Below are 15,787 nucleotides of genomic sequence, written 5' to 3' on the forward strand. Positions count from 1 at the left end.
AATCCCGCTCCGAACCACAGCCCGGAGCGGGGGGATGCCTGACCTTACTTCACGCCTTCACGACTCTCTTTTTGCGACTCCAGGCGCTCAACATCCCGGTACCAGCGGGGATGGTGTTTCTGCGCCCAGCGGCGGCTGACCTTACCTTCGATCATCCCCTTAATCGAGCCCTTAACCCAAAACGCCATATACATATGAATAAGAATGGCGTGGATCAGGATAATGGCCGACGTGGCGTGGATCAGCAGGCTGTAGCGCACCACCTGCATCGGGAAGTACTGAGCAAAGTACGGACGCCAGATAATTACCCCGGTCACCAGCAACACAAAAATCATGCTCATGATGGTCCAGAACATCATCTTCTGCCCGGCGTTGTATTTGCCCACTTTGGCGACCTTATGCTCATTGCCTTTCAGCACTTCAACAATACCCTTCAGCCAGGGGATATCCTGCCTGTCGGGAATGTTGTGATGCACAAAACGCACAAACATAAACATCAGCGCCACGAAGATCAGCACGCCGAAGAAGGGATGCAGAATACGTCCCATCTGCGGGGTGCCGAAGGTCTCCGTCAGCCACTGCAGGGTCGGGAAGAAAAACGAAATTCCCGACACCGCCACGAGGAAGAAGCAGATCACCACCGTCCAGTGACAGGCGCGGTCGATAAACTTTGTGCGCACAATCATTTTCGACTTACTCATGATGCTCCTCCTCGTCGTCATCCATCTCTTTATTTGGCCCAATGCCGATGTAGTGATAGATCAGACCGGCAAAGGTGGCGATAAAGCCCGCCGCGGAGAGCGGCTTAAGCGCCCCTTTCCACAGGTTAATGGAGGTATCGATCGCCGGATCCTTCGGCAGATTGTGATACAGCTCCGGCTGGTCGTTATGGTGCAGGACATACATGACGTGCGTTCCGCCCACCCCCTGAGGATTGTAGATCCCGGCATTAGCGTAGCCGCGCGCTTTCAGCTTATCGACACGCTGCTGCGCCACCTCCAGCATCTCTTTTTTGGTACCGAAGTGGATCGCCCCGGTCGGACAGGTTTTGACGCAGGCTGGCTCCTGACCGACGCTGACGCGATCCACGCACAGGGTGCATTTGTAGACCCGGTTGTCCTCTTTGTTGAGTCGCGGCACGTTGAACGGGCATCCGGCAATACAGTACCCGCAACCGATGCAGTTATCCTGCTGGAAATCGACGATACCGTTAGCGTACTGAACGATCGCCCCGGCGGACGGACACGCCTTCAGACAGCCCGGATCCTCACAGTGCATACAGCCATCTTTGCGGATCAGCCACTCCAGTTTGCCGTTCTGCTCGGTTTCGCTAAAGCGCATCACCGTCCAGGATTTAGCGCTCAGATCGGCCGGGTTATCGTAAACCCCAACGCAGTGCCCCACCTCGTCGCGGATATCGTTCCACTCGGAACAGGCCACCTGACAGGCTTTGCAGCCCACGCAGGAGGAGACATCGATAAGCTTTGCCACTTCCGCCTTGTCATCCCGCGCACGAGGCGCGGGGGTAAAGCCGTTGGTGGCGGAGCGTTTGATGACGTCTTGTGTTTCCATCGACATGTTTTCGCTCCTTATGCTTTCTCGATGTTGACCAGAAACGCCTTATATTCCGGCGTTTGCGAGTTGGAATCCCCCACCGCAGGGGTCAGGGTATTGGCGATATAGCCCTTCTTCGCCACCCCTTCAAAGCCCCAGTGCAGCGGGATCCCGACGGTTTCCACCTGCTGACCATGAACGTTCAGGGCCTGCAGACGACGGGTAACCACCGCCACGGCACGAATAAACCCGCGCTGGCTGCTGACCTTGACGCGATCGCCGTTGGTAATGCCTTTGGCCTTTGCCAGGGATTCGCTTATCTCCACGAACTGTTCCGGCTGGGCGATGGCATTCAGCCGAGCATGTTTGGTCCAGGTGTGGAAGTGCTCGGTCAGGCGATAGGTGGTGCCGACATACGGGAATTTGTCTTTTTTACCCATGCGTACAACGTCTTCCTGGTACACGCGCACCACCGGACTTGAAACCACGTTCGGATGCAGCGGGTTAGTCCCGAGCGGCGTCTCCATCGGCTCGTAGTGCTCCGGGAACGGCCCTTCCGCCAGCTTGTCGATGGCGAACAGACGTCCCAGCCCTTCCGGCTGCATGATAAACGGCCCGGTGTTACTGCCTGGCGCGGCGGTACTGAAGTCCGGAATATCGTTCCCGGACCACTTTGTGCCGTTCCACTGGATCAGCATCCGTTTCGGATCCCAGGGCTTGCCGTTGATATCCGCCGACGCGCGGTTATAGAGCACACGACGGTTGAGCGGCCACGCCCAGGCCCAGCCCAGCGTATTGCCCAGCCCTGACGGGTCGGCATTATCGCGGTTAGCCATCTGGTTGCCCTGTTCTGTCCAGCTACCGGTGTAGATCCAGCACGACGCAGCGGTGCTGCCGTCATCGCGCAGATGGGCAAAACTGCTCAGCAGCTGACCTTTCTTCGCGACGAGCACGCCGTTAGCATCGTAAAGATCGGCCAGCGCATAGCCATTGTTCTCTTTCGCCACCTCTTCCGACTCCGGATGGTCCGGCTGTTTGTAGTGCCAGCTCATGCGCAGCAGCGGCTCGACGCCCTTGCCCCCTTCGGTGCGGTACATGTCGCGCAGACGATGGTAGATCCCGGCCAGGATTTCGCCGTCGTTGCGCGCTTCACCCGGCGCGTCCTGCCCTTTCCAGTGCCACTGCAACCAGCGGCCCGAGTTGGCGATGGAGCCATCCTCCTCCGCAAAACAGGTCGACGGCAGGCGGAACACCTCGGTCTGGATCGCGGCACTGTCCACGTCGTTCATCTCGCCGTGGTTCTGCCAGAAGGTGGAGGTTTCCGTCACCAGCGGATCGATAACCACCATATATTTGAGCTTGCTCAGGCTGGCGACAATCTTGTTCTTATCCGGGAACGAGGCCACCGGGTTAAAGCCCTGGCAGATATAGCCTGTGACCTCGCCCTTCGCCATCATGTTGAAATACTTGATAACGTCGTAAGACTGATCCCATTTCGGCAGCCAGTTATAGCCCCAGTCGTTCTCCTTCTGCGCCGCGTCGCCGTAGAAGGATTTCATCAGGCTGACGAAGAACTTCGGATAGTTGCTCCAGTAGTTCACCTGATCCGGCAGGGTCGCTTTCGGGGTACTGGCCGCCAGATAGGTTTGAATATCGGCCTGTTTTTCCGACGGCAGCGTCAGGTAGCCCGGCAGGCTGGTGGAGAGCAGCCCCAGATCGGTTAACCCCTGAATGTTGGAGTGACCGCGCAGGGCGTTCACCCCGCCACCGGCCATGCCCATATTGCCGAGCAGCAGCTGGATCATCGCCATGGTACGGATGTTCTGCGCACCCACGGTGTGTTGCGTCCAGCCCAGCGCGTACAGGAAGGTGGTGGTTCTGTCCGCAGCGCTGGTGGAAGCCAGCACTTCACACACCTTCAGGAAATCGGCTTTTGGCGTACCGCAGATGTTCTCCACTACCTCCGGCGTGTAGCGGGAGACGTGCTGCTTCAGCAGGTTCCACACGCAGCGCGGATCGGTCAGGGTTTCGTCGCGTTTTGCGTAGCCGTTCTCGTCGAACTGATAGTTCCAGGAGGATTTATCGTACTGGCGTTTTTCGGCGTCATAACCGCTGAACAGCCCGTCATCAAAGGCAAAGTCTTCCCGCACCAGCAGGCTGGCGTTGGTGTAGTGTTTGACGTACCCGGCGTTAATCTTGTTGTTTTCAATCAGATACAGCAGCACGCCGGAGAGGAACGTAATGTCCGTACCGGAGCGGATCGGCGCATAGATGTCCGCCACCGATGCCGTGCGCGTAAAGCGCGGATCGACGACGATAAGCGTCGCATCATTGTTATTTTTCGCTTCCATCGCCCAGCGGAATCCCACCGGATGGGCTTCAGCGGCGTTACCGCCCATCACCACCACGACGTTCGCGTTTTTGATATCAACCCAGTGGTTGGTCATCGCACCGCGACCAAATGTTGGAGCAAGACTTGCTACCGTTGGTCCGTGTCAGACGCGCGCCTGGTTGTCTACCGCCAGCATGCCGAGGGAGCGCACAAATTTTTGCGTCAGCATGCCGGTTTCATTACTTGCCGCAGAGGCGCAGAGCATCCCGGTGGAGAGCCAGCGGTTAACCGTCACGCCCTGTTCGTTGGTCTCGACGAAGTTGGCGTCGCGGTCGGCTTTCATCAATTTCGCTATGCGGCTGAAGGCCTCATCCCAGGAGAGTCGCTGCCATTTATCGGAGCCCGGCGCGCGGTATTCCGGGTAACGCAGACGGTTATCGCTGTGCACATAGTCCAGCAGACCTGCCCCTTTCGGGCATAACGCCCCGCGGCTGACCGGATGATCCGCATCGCCTTCAATATGATAAATCGACCCTTTAGCGTTCTTCGCGCCATCACCCAGGCTATACATCAATAGCCCGCATCCCACGGAGCAGTATGTGCAGGTATTTCGGATCTCTTTAGCACGCAGCAACTTATAGTTACGCGCCTGAGCCAGCGCCATTTTGGGGGCAAACCCCAGCGCGGCGACTGTTGTTCCGGCCATACCACCCGCACAGATTTTAAAAAACTGTCTGCGACTGACGTCCATCGTTGTCCTCGTTAGAAATTGAGAATTCCGGCGGAAAACTAACAGCAAAGCCCCTGTTTTTTTTGCGGCAAATCAATATCGCCGATCTTCGCCCTCTTAATAGTCAGCGCTGGCGCCTTTCCCTAATGCTAAAGGGTTACAGCAAAGCAGTTTAATTCGCGGAAGGTACTGAAAGAGTGCTATAAATTTGCCCCTGAAATTGACAGCTACTGGGAAAATGATGGACAGAAATAAAGCGACCCTGACTGGTCTGGCCGCGATAATGCTCTGGAGCACGATGGTGGGTCTGATTCGGGGGGTTAGCGAGGGATTAGGCCCGGTAGGCGGCGCAGCGGCAATCTATACGCTAAGCGGTTTACTCTGTCTGGTGACGGTGGGATTCCCCAGTCTGCGCCGTTTCTCGCCCCGCTACCTGATTGCTGGCAGCGTACTGTTCGTCAGCTATGAGATCTGTCTCGCCCTGTCGTTAGGCTATGCCGCTACCCGTCATCAGGCGATTGAAGTAGGGATGGTGAACTATCTCTGGCCGAGCCTGACCATACTGTTTGCCATTCTGTTCAACGGCCAGAAATCGACCCTGTGGGTGATCCCGGGGCTGATCGTTGCCCTGCTGGGGGTCGGCTGGGTATTAGGAGGTGAAAACGGGCTGAACCCAACGGATATCGCCAGCAATATCGTCTCGAATCCGCTGAGCTACGGTCTTGCGTTTGTCGGGGCCTTCATCTGGGCAGCCTACTGCACCGTGACCCGCAAATACGCCAACGGCCAGAATGGGATCACCCTGTTTGTGTTGCTGACCGCGCTGACCCTGTGGCTGAAATACGCTTTCAGCGCTCAACCGGAGATGGTGTTTAGCGTGCCGGTGGTGATCAAATTGCTGATGTGCGGTATTGCGCTTGGGTTTGGCTATGCCTCGTGGAACATTGGCATTCTGCACGGCAACGTGACGCTGCTGGCGGCGGCCTCCTATTTTACTCCGGTGCTGTCGGCAGCGCTGGCAGCGGTGCTGCTGAATGCGCCGCTGTCGTTAAGCTTCTGGCAAGGGGCGATGATGGTGTGTGCGGGGTCGTTGTTGTGCTGGTTCGCCACGCGTACTCTCAAAGGTTAAGGGTTTTGTAGGCCGGGTAAAGCGAAGCCGCCAACCGGCATTTTTTCTCCGGTACGGCCTGTTCCCCCTCACCCTAACCCTCTCCCTCAAGGGAGAGGGAACTGTTCCGCCGCAGCCAGCTCTGCAACAACTTCCCGTCCTGGGTCATCTCAGTGTCCTGACGCACGCACAGGTAATAATCCCGGCCATCATCAATCGGCAAATCAAAAATCTTCACCAGCTCCCCGCTCTCCAGATAGGGGGCAATCAGCGGCTCGCGCATCAGGGCGCAGCCCAGCCCCGCCTGTACCCCCGCCAGGGTTAACAGCCCGTCTTCAAACATCGGGCCGCTGCGCCGCAGCGGGCGTTTTACCCCCTGCTGGATAAACCACTGCTGCCAGGTGGTGCGCTCCTCATCGTGCAGCAGCGGCATCTGCAACAGCTGTTCCGGGGTATCGATATGGCCGTGCAGACGCAGGAACGCCCGGCTACAGACCGGCACCATCTGCCCGGAGATCAGCTTTTCGCTCTGGTAACCCGCCCACTGGCCGTTGCCGAAGCGGATCGACATATCCGAGGCATCGCTCAGGTAGTTACGGTGGTTGGCGTAGACCACGTTGATCTCCGTTTGCGGATTGGCGCGCATAAAGGCCGGCAAACGCGGGATAAACCAGCCCATGCCGAACAGAGGGATCAGGCTGATGGTCACCTGCCGGGTCTGCACCTGCTCCACCAGATGCCCGGTGGCCTGACGCAGCACGTTGAACGCCGCGCGAATGGAGCGGTAATAATCCCGCCCCTGCTGGCTCAGGATCAGCCCGCGCCCCTGACGCTCGGTGAGCGGAATTTGTAAATACCCTTCCAGCACCTTCAGCTGATGGCTCACCGCCGAGGGCGATATGTCCAGCTCCTGGGCCGCCTGCGTCACGCTGCCCAGCCGGGCAATCGCCTCGAAAGCACGCACCGCCCGCAGGGGCGGATCGTTAGCCAGTCGGCTCTCGGCATAGGCCGGAAGCGCCAGCGATTGTTCTGTTTTATTCATATGTTGATCTGTCGTGGACAATCAGGTTTATCGACTGGTTTTCATTATCTTTAAAATCAATCGGATAAAACAAGCGCGTGAAGTCATAAGAAAGAATATATGTGTATTTCACAATTTAATTCAATTGTTAGATGTTACGCGCTGAAAACGTTATTTGCCGGGATACATCGTTGGACACTCTCATACAACAACTGATCAACGGGGTGATGCTGGGCAGCATCTACGCCCTGATCGCGCTGGGCTATACCATGGTGTATGGCATTTTGCGCATTATTAACTTCGCCCACGGCGATATTTTAATGGTCGGCGCGCTGACCACCCTGTCAGGGCTGAACCTTCTCAACGGCTATTTTCCTGCCATGCCGCAGCTGCTGCAGCTGGGCTTTGCGCTGCTGATCGCCATGGCGGTCTGCGCCCTGCTGGCGATGGCGGTTGAACGCTTTGCCTATCGTCGCCTGCGCAACGCGCCGCGGCTGGCACCGCTGATCTCCGGGATTGGCGTATCGGTTCTGCTGCAAACGGTAGCGATGGTGATCTGGACGCGTAATCCGCTGATGTTTCCGCAGATCCTGCCGATGGACCCCATTGCCATCACCGCGGGCAGCGAGACGCATCCCCCGGCCATTGTCACCGTGACGGGCATCATCACCGTGGCATTAGCGCTGATCGTCATGACCGCCCTCTGGCTACTGGTGGAAAACACCCGCCTTGGCCGCGGTATGCGCGCGGTGGCGGAAAACCCGCGCGTCGCCACCCTGATGGGCGTTAATCCAAACGCCATCATCACCCTGACCTTTGCGATTGGTGGCATTTTTGCCGCGCTGGCGGGTGTGATGATGGCCAGCAACTACGGTAACGCCAGTTTCTCTATGGGCTTCCTGCCCGGGATTAAAGCCTTTACCGCAGCGGTGCTCGGCGGCATCGGCAATATTCGCGGGGCGATGATTGGCGGGATCCTGCTCGGCATTATCGAAGCGCTGGGCGCCGGTTACCTGGGAGAGCTGACGAACGGCGTGTTCGGCAGCAACTATCAGGACGTGTTCGCCTTTATCGTGTTGATTCTGGTGCTGGTCTTCCGTCCGGCGGGCCTGCTGGGCGAGCGCGTGGCGCACAGGGCGTAGAGGAAAATCATGACTGCTATTGAACTCAAAACCCCGGCGACCCTCCGTAAATTCTGGTCCGGCATGACGCTGTTTGTTCTTGCCCTGCTGCTGGCGCCGGTCGTGGCGACCCAGCTGGGCGGCAACTACTGGGTGCGGGTGATCGACTTTGCCCTGCTCTACATCATGCTGGCACTGGGGCTGAATATTGTGGTGGGCTACACCGGCCTGCTGGATATGGGCTTTATTGCCTTTTACGCCGTGGGTGCTTATCTGGCGGCGCTGCTGGCATCGCCGCATCTGGCGGAGGTATTTCCGATCCTCAACGTCTGGTTCCCGGACGGCTTGCACACTTCGTATCTGCTGATTATCCCGGTTGCGGCGCTGGTGGCAGCGGTGTGCGGCATTTTGCTGGGTGCGCCGACGCTGAAGCTGCGGGGCGATTACCTGGCAATTGTAACCCTCGGTTTTGGCGAGATCATCCGCATTCTGATGCGTAACCTCGACCGCCCGGTGAACATCACCAACGGCGCCAAAGGCATTACCGGGGTCGATACCCTGAACCTGTTCGGCCTGAAGTTCAGCGGCGTTTACCACTGGTTCGGCTTGAAGGTGCCTGCGCTGTGGCTGTGGTACTACCTGCTGATGCTGGTGATTGTCGGGATCATTTTTGTCTGCCTGCGCCTGCAACACTCACGTATAGGCCGGGCGTGGCACGCCATCCGCGAAGATGAAGACGTCGCCCGGGCGATGGGCATTAACGTACGCAACTTTAAGCTGCTGGCCTTCGCGATGGGCGCGTCGTTTGGCGGCGTGGCGGGTGCGCTGTTTGGTGCGTTCCAGGGCTTTGTCTCCCCGGAATCCTTTACCCTGCAGGAGTCCATCGCGGTGCTGGCGATGGTGGTGCTGGGCGGTATGGGCCATATTCCGGGGGTGATCCTCGGCGCGGTGTTGCTGACCGCCCTGCCGGAGCTCTTGCGCAGCCAGGCGGCCCCCGTTCAGCAGGCCCTGTTCGGTTCGGTGCTGATTGACCCGGAGATCCTGCGTCAGCTGTTCTACGGCCTGGCGCTGGTGCTGGTGATGCTGGTTCGCCCGTCGGGCATCTGGCCGGTACGCCATAAGGAGATGAAAGCATGAGCCTGCTCACCGTGCGCAATATGTCCAAACGCTTTGGCGGCCTCACCGCCGTGAATAACGTCTCGCTCTCCATTAATAAAGGCGAGATCTACGGCCTGATTGGCCCCAACGGCGCGGGCAAAACTACCTGTTTTAATCTGATAACCGGTCTCTATCCGGCGGACAGCGGAGAATTTGTCCTTGCCGATAAGCCCTACTTCCCGACGCAGATCGAGAAGGTGACCGCCGCAGGCATCGCCCGTACCTTCCAGAACGTGCGTCTGTTTAACGAGATGTCGGTGCTGGAGAACGTCATGGTAGGCCGCCACGTGCGCACCCGCAACGGGCTATGGGCGGCGCTAAGCCGCCACAAGCGCGCCCGGGAAGAAGAAGCAAACACCCGCGAGCAGGCCTGGCACTGGCTGGAGTACACCGGGATCGCAAAGTTTGCCCACTATCGTGCCTGCGATCTGGCCTATGGCCATCAGCGTCGGCTGGAGATTGCCCGCGCGCTGGCAACCGATCCGCTGCTGCTGGCGCTGGATGAACCTGCCGCTGGCATGAACGCGGCAGAAAAAGTGTCCCTGGGTGAGCTGCTGACCCGCATTCGCGACGACGGGAAAACGCTGCTGATGATTGAACACGACGTCAAGCTGGTGATGGGCATCTGCGATCGTCTGACGGTACTGGATTACGGCAAAACGCTGGCCAGCGGCACCCCGGACAGCGTGCGACGCGATCCGGCGGTCATCGCCGCCTGGCTTGGAGGCCATGCCCATGTCTGAATTATTGAAAGTGGAACGTCTGGACGTGCACTACGGCGGCATCCAGGCGGTGCGGGACGTCTCTTTTACCCTGCATGAAGGGGAACAGGCCACGCTGATTGGCGCAAACGGCGCGGGCAAAAGCTCCACCGTGCGGGCCATTACCGGGCTGGAGCGTTTTGGCGGCAACATTGAATTTAACGGCCAGCCGGTGCGTAAGCAGAAAGCCGAGGCGCTGCTGCGCGACGGGCTGGTGATGGTGCCGGAAGGCCGGGGTATTTTTGCCCGCATGACGGTGCTGGAAAATCTGCAGATGGGCGCCTGGCTGCGACGTGACACTGTCACTGTGAAGCAGGAGATGAACGAGATTTTCGAGCGTTTCCCGCGCCTGGGTGAACGTCAGAATCAGCTGGCGGGTTTGCTCTCCGGTGGGGAACAGCAGCTGTTAGCCCTTAACCGCGCCCTGCTCAGCCGTCCGCGTCTGCTGATCCTCGACGAACCCTCGATGGGCCTTGCGCCAAAAATGGTGGAGAACATTTTTGCCGTCATCGCCGGGCTGCGAGAGCGCGGCGTGGCCCTGCTGCTGATTGAGCAAAATGCCCGACTGGCGCTGGAAGTGACCGACCAGGCCTGGGTGATGGACAGCGGCAGCATCGTACATCACGGCGAGTCGAAAGCGCTGCTGAACGACGACCAGATTGCACAGATTTATTTGGGCGAAATGCCCGCTTAACACCAACCAATATCAGGGAAAAATAATGAAAACCGTAAAAATCAGCGCACTCAGCGCCGCCATCCTGCTCAGCGGGTTCGCCTCCACCGGCGCCTGGGCTGCCGACAGTGAAACCGTGGTGATTGGCCTGGCGGGACCGCTCACCGGCCCGTCAGCCCGTATCGGTAAAGATCTGGAGAACGGCGCCCGGCTGGCGATTGATGACATCAACAAGCAGCATCCGACCATCGGCGGCAAAGCGGTGACGTTCAAGCTGCAGTCTGAAGATGACCAGTCGGATCCGCGCACCGCGGTAGCCGTGGCCCAGCGCCTGGTGGACAGCAACGTGGCGGGCGTGGTCGGTCACTGGAACACCGGCACCAGCATCCCGGCGGCCCGCGTCTATCACGATGCCGGTATCGCTCAGGTGGCCCCGGTCGCCACCGGTCATGCCTATACCAAACAGGGGTTCGACACCAGCTTCCGCGTGATGGGCCATGACGACGACGGCGGCCAGTTTGCCGGGCAGTACGCCATCAACACCCTGAAGGCGAAACGCATCGCGGTGATTGACGACCGCACCGCCTTTGGTCAGGGTCTGGCTGACGAATTTATTAAGTCGCTGGAAGCCCAGGGCGTGAAGATCGTCGATCGTCAGTACGTTGACGACAAAACCGTCGATTTTAGCGCCGTATTAACTGCCATTCGCAGTAAAAACGCCGATCTGATCTTCTTCGGCGGCGTGGACAGCCAGGCGGCACCGCTGGCGCGTCGTATCAAGCAGCTGGGCATGAACACCACCCTGATGGGCGCAGGCGGTTTTGTCAGCCAGACCTTCCTGCAGCTGGCGCAAAAAGAGGGAGAAGGCGTGGTGGCGCTGGAGCCGGGCCTGCCGGTGGATCAGATGCCGGGTGGTAAGACCTTCGAGCAGGCGTACCAGTCCCGCTACCACACCCATATCGAACTGCACGCCCCGTTCGCCTATGACGCCACCCGCGTGCTGGTCGCCGCAATGGAAAAAGCCGACTCGGTGGATCCGGCGGATTACCTGCCTGCCCTGCGCGCCATCAGCTATTCCGGCGTGACCGGGCAGATCGCCTTTGACGATCAGGGCAACCTGAAAGCCCCGTCATTCACCGTCTATAAAGTGGTTGATGGCAAATGGCAGCCGCAAAGCGTGCTCGGCGGCGCACAAACGAAGTAACGCAGTGAGGCAATGTGATGAGTGATAATAATGAGCTGGGCATTCTTGCCCGCCGCAAAATTGAAGCAGAAATTATTAAGCCAATTTACGAAATCCTGGTGCGTGAGATCGGCAAGACCCGCGCCCAGGCGGTCATTGGCGAGGCCATTGAGCAGGCCGCCATTAACGCGGGCAAAGAGTTTGCCAGCAAAGAACCGAACGGCGCGGACGTAAAGAGTTTTATCGCCCTGCAGTATCTGTGGGAGAAAGACAACGCCCTCGACGTAAAGGTGATCGACGCCGACGACCAGCAGTACAACTACAACGTGACCCGCTGCCGCTATGCCGAGATGTATCACGAGATGGGCCTCGGCGAGATTGGCCATCTGCTGTCGTGCGCCAGGGATGAAAAATTCATCGTTGGCTATGCCCCGGACGTGGAGCTGACCCGCACCACCACCATCATGCAGGGCGGTAAATGCTGTGACTTCCGCTATCGCAGCAACAAGGACAAAGCATGATCCGGGTGAACGCCGAAAGGCTATGGTCGACGCTTGAAATGATGGCGCAGATCGGCGGTACCCCCGCGGGCGGCGTCACCCGTCTGGCGTTAAGCGACGAAGACCGCATTGCCCGCAACCAGCTGCGCGACTGGGCGCGGGAGGCCGGTTTTAGCTGTGAGGTGGACAGCATGGGCAATATGTTTATCCGCCGCGCGGGCAAAAATCCGGCGCTGCCCCCGGTGATGACCGGCTCGCACGTTGACTCCCAGCCGCTCGGTGGCAACTACGACGGGATCTACGGCGTACTGGCCGGACTGGAACTGCTGCGCACCCTGAACGATAACCAGCTGGAAACCGAGCGCGATATTGTGCTGGTAAACTGGACCAACGAAGAAGGCGCGCGCTTTGCTCCGGCGATGCTCGCGTCCGGCGTCTGGGCGGGTCAGCTTACCGAAGAATTTGCTTACGCCAGGATGGACAGCAAAAAGGTCACGGTTCGCGAGGCGCTTGAGGCCATAGGCTATCGCGGCACCCGCCCTGCCCGCGCGTTTCCGGTCCACGCCTGCTATGAGTTGCATATCGAACAGGGGCCGATTCTCGAAGACGAAGCCATCGATATCGGGCTGGTGCGGGCGGCGATGGGCCAGCGCTGGTTCACCCTTACCCTCGACGGTTTTGCCGCCCACGCGGGCACCACGCCGATGCACAGCCGCCGCGATGCGCTCACCGCCTTTGCGGAGCTGGCGCTGAAGGTGGAGGAGATAGGTTATCAGCACGCACCGGACGGACGCGCCACCATCGGCATGGCGAACGTGACCCCTAACTCGCGAAACGTTGTCCCTTCACGGGTGGTGTGCAGCGTGGAGTTCCGCCATCCGCACAGCGAGGCGCTGGAAGCGATGGAAGCTGCACTGCATCAGGCGGCGGCAAGTCTTTCGGCTCGTGGCGTGAGCGCCAGCGTCGAACGCATCTTCGACTATGCGCCCATCGCCTTTGATGAGACCTGCCTTGCCCGCACGGAAGACGCCGCAGCGGCGTTGGGCTATTCATCAAAATCGATGGTTTCCGGTGCCGGGCATGATACCTGTTACGTCAGTAAAATCGCCCCCGCCAGCATGATCTTCATCCCCTGCGTAAAGGGCATCAGCCATAACGAAGCGGAAAAAATCCTGCCAGAGTGGTCAGAGAAAGGGGCCAATGTGTTGCTGCACAGCGTGTTGAGTGCGGCGCAGGAGCTATAAACCGTCACGTTTCCCGGCCAACGGCCGGGCAACGTTTATAAAAAGCGCTTACAGTATGTTGTAACTATTTGCCAACGCACCTCACTCCGGCATGAAGGGGCTTAGCCCCTGTCGCGTGGTACCTTCGCCAGGCTAAACCAGATCCCAACCGCCAGCACCAGCAGCATCCCGCCCGCGCTGCCCAGCGCCACGCTGTGGGAGGTGATAAACGCCGTTTTTGCCGCCTCAATCACCGACTCAGCCAGCGTGGGCGGCAGATCCTGCGCGACCTTTACCGCCTCACCGATGGAGGAGGAAGCGTGCTCCCCAAGGCTGGCATCCAGCCCCTGCGGCAATTCAATCGACGCCGAGAAACTGCGGGTCAGCAGCAGGCCGAAGATCGCGATGCCCAGTCCCGCGCCCAGCTCATAGGACATGGTTTCAATCGCCCCCGCAGCGGCGGCTTTCTCTTTTGGCGCGGCGGCCATGATTGCCGAGGTTGAAGCCAGCAGCGCGCTGGCGGCGCTAAAGCCCAGCAGCACCATCAGGCCCCATGCCTGCCACTGCTGGGTGCTGAAGTCGAGCATCGACAGTCCAGTGAAGCTGAGGGCACTCAGGCCCATGCCGCCTGCGGCAACGATGCGCAGCCCCAGGTGCCCCACCAGCACGCCAGCGATCGGTCCGCTGAACCCGCTGGCAACCATCACCGGCAGCATAAACATTCCCGCTTCTAACGGGGTGAACCCGTGCACAAACTGCAGCTCCTGCGCCATCAGCAGCTCAAACCCCACCAGCGCGATCATCGCCGTCATCGCCATTACCACGCCGCTTAAGATAATGCGGTGACCGAACAGCCGCATGTCGATCATCGGCGTGCGGGCGCGCAGCTGAAGACGCACAAAAGCGAACAGCAGCATCGCGCCTGTCAGCAGCGTACCTGCCACCAGGTACGGGGAAAGCGTTCCTTTCAGCGCCGTTTTGGCGCTGTAGACCAGCAGCAGTATCGCCACGATCAGCATCAGGGTATGGGTGATATTAAGCGGCTGCTCGGGCCGCCCCTGCTGGGCGGGAACAAAGCGCGCCGCCAGGCAGACCACCACCAGCACAATGGGGACGTTGATCAGGAATACCGCTCCCCAGTAAAAATGCGCCAGCAGCATACCGCCGATCAGTGGGCCAAAAGCCGCACCACCCGACCCCACCGCCGCCCAGACGCCGAGAGCGATATTGCGCTGGCGCGCATCGGCAAACAGCGTGCGGATCCCGGCGAGCGTGGCGGGAATGATCATCGCCGCGCCAATGGCCAGCAGCGCCCGGGCCGCAATCAGCCAGCCGGCGGTGGGGGCAAAGGCCGCTGCCAGCGACGACAGCCCGAACAGGGTACTGCCGAGGATCAGCAGGCGTTTAAAGCCAATGCGATCCCCGAGCGCCCCCATCGGCAGCACCATTCCGGCCATCACCAGCGAGTAGATATCAATGATCCACAGCAGCTCGTTGCCGCTGGCATCCAGGGTCATACTCAGCGTCGGCGCGGCAACATGCAGCACCGTGGCGTCAATCGCAACCGGGATATAGACCAGCACGATAATCACTAACGCTAACCACTGACGAAACATAGATTTCCTTATTTTCCAGACCTGGACACATGTCCAGATTGCGATCCTACGGAAAGTTGAACGCGTGTCCAGCTTTTTGTTACACTCGTTGCCCCCAGCTTGAGAGTGAAAAAAAATGAGTTATATGAGCAAGGACGAACGGCGGGAAGAGATCGTGCAGGCGGCCATGCGCGTGGCGCTGAGTGAAGGATTTACCGCCATGACCGTAAGACGGATCGCGACTGAGGCGAAAGTGGCGACAGGCCAGGTTCACCACCACTTTTCCTCCGCAGGCGAGCTCAAAGCGCAGGCGTTTATCCGCCTGATCCGCACGCTGCTGGATGCCGATGTGGTGGCGGAAAACGCCAGCTGGCGCGAACGTCTGCATGCCATGCTCGGCAGTGACGATCGCAGTTTTGAGCCCTATATTCGCCTGTGGCGCGAAGCGCAGCTGTTAGCCACCCGGGACGACGAAATAAAAGGCGCCTATGTATTAACTATGGAAATGTGGCATCAGGAGACGGTGGCGATTATTCGCGCCGGGGCGGATGCGCAGGCCTTTACGCTGAAAGATCGCCCCGAAAATATCGCCTGGCGCTTAATCGGCCTGGTCTGCGGGCTGGATGGTTTATACGTGCTATCAATGCCAGAAATGAACGAAAATGCCTTTAACCAGCATCTGGAAACCCTGATTACGCTGGAATTGTATTAAACATTAGCGTTCTTTAACTGTTACGATTTGTAACACATTAAGCGAGCCCATATCTCCCTTCTTAACTCAGGGTTTCACATTTTTTATCTATCCTTTCAGAAGACTCCCAAAACTAT

The 15,787-nt window shown here is 59.0% G+C and carries 14 protein-coding genes; 9 read left to right on the plus strand and 5 right to left on the minus strand.

Features of this window, described 5'->3' with window-relative positions:
• Window positions 1–44: 44 nt before the first annotated feature.
• From fdnI to fdnG, 3 genes are read right to left on the minus strand one after another with little or no spacing between them, the layout of a single operon-like run.
• The gene (gene fdnI / locus MXM41_RS01895) at window positions 45–701 is read right to left on the minus strand and encodes a formate dehydrogenase-N subunit gamma (RefSeq protein ID WP_325929558.1); all 657 of its coding nucleotides are present in this window, start codon (window positions 699–701) and stop codon (window positions 45–47) included.
• Entirely contained in the window at window positions 694–1,578 is an 885-nt protein-coding gene (gene fdxH, locus MXM41_RS01900) for a formate dehydrogenase subunit beta (protein WP_325929559.1), read from the minus strand. Before fdxH ends, fdnI begins: the two co-directional genes overlap by 8 nt.
• An 11-nt stretch (window positions 1,579–1,589) precedes the next feature.
• Entirely contained in the window at window positions 1,590–4,637 is a 3,048-nt protein-coding gene (gene fdnG / locus MXM41_RS01905; protein WP_325929560.1) for a formate dehydrogenase-N subunit alpha, read from the minus strand.
• A gap of 220 nt (window positions 4,638–4,857) precedes the next feature.
• Here fdnG and yddG point away from each other — a divergent pair, with 220 nt between their 5' ends.
• Window positions 4,858–5,745 (plus strand): aromatic amino acid DMT transporter YddG, encoded by an 888-nt coding sequence (yddG, locus tag MXM41_RS01910; RefSeq protein ID WP_325929561.1) that lies wholly within the window; start codon window positions 4,858–4,860, stop codon window positions 5,743–5,745.
• Between the two features lie 73 nt (window positions 5,746–5,818).
• On the opposite strand, the gene MXM41_RS01915 is transcribed toward yddG, so the two are convergent.
• Window positions 5,819–6,766, minus strand: a complete 948-nt coding sequence (locus MXM41_RS01915) for a LysR substrate-binding domain-containing protein (RefSeq protein ID WP_325929562.1) — start codon at window positions 6,764–6,766, stop codon at window positions 5,819–5,821.
• Between the two features lie 170 nt (window positions 6,767–6,936).
• Here MXM41_RS01915 and MXM41_RS01920 point away from each other — a divergent pair, with 170 nt between their 5' ends.
• From MXM41_RS01920 to MXM41_RS01950, 7 genes are read left to right on the plus strand one after another with little or no spacing between them, the layout of a single operon-like run.
• Complete coding sequence (locus tag MXM41_RS01920; protein WP_325929563.1) at window positions 6,937–7,887, plus strand: branched-chain amino acid ABC transporter permease; 951 nt, start codon at window positions 6,937–6,939, stop codon at window positions 7,885–7,887.
• Window positions 7,888–7,896: 9 nt separating this feature from the next.
• On the plus strand, window positions 7,897–9,003 hold the full coding sequence (locus tag MXM41_RS01925; protein WP_325929565.1) for a branched-chain amino acid ABC transporter permease: 1,107 nt from the start codon (window positions 7,897–7,899) through the stop codon (window positions 9,001–9,003).
• Complete coding sequence (locus tag MXM41_RS01930) at window positions 9,000–9,767, plus strand: ABC transporter ATP-binding protein (protein ID WP_325929566.1); 768 nt, start codon at window positions 9,000–9,002, stop codon at window positions 9,765–9,767. Before MXM41_RS01925 ends, MXM41_RS01930 begins: the two co-directional genes overlap by 4 nt.
• Entirely contained in the window at window positions 9,760–10,479 is a 720-nt protein-coding gene (locus MXM41_RS01935; protein ID WP_325929567.1) for an ABC transporter ATP-binding protein, read from the plus strand. The genes MXM41_RS01930 and MXM41_RS01935 overlap by 8 nt, the downstream gene beginning before the upstream one ends.
• A gap of 25 nt (window positions 10,480–10,504) precedes the next feature.
• Window positions 10,505–11,662: a branched-chain amino acid ABC transporter substrate-binding protein gene (locus MXM41_RS01940; protein ID WP_325929568.1), complete on the plus strand. Its 1,158-nt coding sequence runs from the start codon at window positions 10,505–10,507 to the stop codon at window positions 11,660–11,662.
• Window positions 11,663–11,679: 17 nt separating this feature from the next.
• Window positions 11,680–12,162 carry an L-2-amino-thiazoline-4-carboxylic acid hydrolase gene (locus MXM41_RS01945; protein ID WP_325929569.1) on the plus strand — a complete coding sequence of 161 codons (483 nt, stop codon included), beginning with the start codon at window positions 11,680–11,682 and terminating at the stop codon, window positions 12,160–12,162.
• On the plus strand, window positions 12,159–13,385 hold the full coding sequence (locus MXM41_RS01950; protein ID WP_325929570.1) for a Zn-dependent hydrolase: 1,227 nt from the start codon (window positions 12,159–12,161) through the stop codon (window positions 13,383–13,385). Before MXM41_RS01945 ends, MXM41_RS01950 begins: the two co-directional genes overlap by 4 nt.
• 101 nt (window positions 13,386–13,486) lie before the next feature.
• On the opposite strand, the gene MXM41_RS01955 is transcribed toward MXM41_RS01950, so the two are convergent.
• Window positions 13,487–14,980 (minus strand): MFS transporter, encoded by a 1,494-nt coding sequence (locus tag MXM41_RS01955; RefSeq protein WP_325929572.1) that lies wholly within the window; start codon window positions 14,978–14,980, stop codon window positions 13,487–13,489.
• Between the two features lie 115 nt (window positions 14,981–15,095).
• Here MXM41_RS01955 and MXM41_RS01960 point away from each other — a divergent pair, with 115 nt between their 5' ends.
• Window positions 15,096–15,671: a TetR family transcriptional regulator gene (locus tag MXM41_RS01960; RefSeq protein WP_325929573.1), complete on the plus strand. Its 576-nt coding sequence runs from the start codon at window positions 15,096–15,098 to the stop codon at window positions 15,669–15,671.
• Window positions 15,672–15,787 lie beyond the last annotated feature (116 nt).

It is taken from the genome of Leclercia adecarboxylata (assembly GCF_035787115.1).
GTDB classification, from domain to species: Bacteria; Pseudomonadota; Gammaproteobacteria; order Enterobacterales; family Enterobacteriaceae; genus Enterobacter; species Enterobacter adecarboxylatus_E.

Bases quoted from the DNA above. Each gene is read 5' to 3' on its own strand.
- fdnI (WP_325929558.1), bottom strand. From the start codon at position 701: ATGAGTAAGTCGAAAATGATTGTGCGCACAAAGTTTATCGACCGCGCC.
- fdxH (WP_325929559.1), bottom strand. From the start codon at position 1,578: ATGTCGATGGAAACACAAGACGTCATCAAACGCTCCGCCACCAACGGC.
- yddG (WP_325929561.1), top strand. From the start codon at position 4,858: ATGGACAGAAATAAAGCGACCCTGACTGGTCTGGCCGCGATAATGCTC.
- MXM41_RS01915 (WP_325929562.1), bottom strand. From the start codon at position 6,766: ATGAATAAAACAGAACAATCGCTGGCGCTTCCGGCCTATGCCGAGAGC.
- MXM41_RS01925 (WP_325929565.1), top strand. From the start codon at position 7,897: ATGACTGCTATTGAACTCAAAACCCCGGCGACCCTCCGTAAATTCTGG.
- MXM41_RS01930 (WP_325929566.1), top strand. From the start codon at position 9,000: ATGAGCCTGCTCACCGTGCGCAATATGTCCAAACGCTTTGGCGGCCTC.
- MXM41_RS01935 (WP_325929567.1), top strand. From the start codon at position 9,760: ATGTCTGAATTATTGAAAGTGGAACGTCTGGACGTGCACTACGGCGGC.
- MXM41_RS01940 (WP_325929568.1), top strand. From the start codon at position 10,505: ATGAAAACCGTAAAAATCAGCGCACTCAGCGCCGCCATCCTGCTCAGC.
- MXM41_RS01945 (WP_325929569.1), top strand. From the start codon at position 11,680: ATGAGTGATAATAATGAGCTGGGCATTCTTGCCCGCCGCAAAATTGAA.
- MXM41_RS01950 (WP_325929570.1), top strand. From the start codon at position 12,159: ATGATCCGGGTGAACGCCGAAAGGCTATGGTCGACGCTTGAAATGATG.
- MXM41_RS01955 (WP_325929572.1), bottom strand. From the start codon at position 14,980: ATGTTTCGTCAGTGGTTAGCGTTAGTGATTATCGTGCTGGTCTATATC.
- MXM41_RS01960 (WP_325929573.1), top strand. From the start codon at position 15,096: ATGAGTTATATGAGCAAGGACGAACGGCGGGAAGAGATCGTGCAGGCG.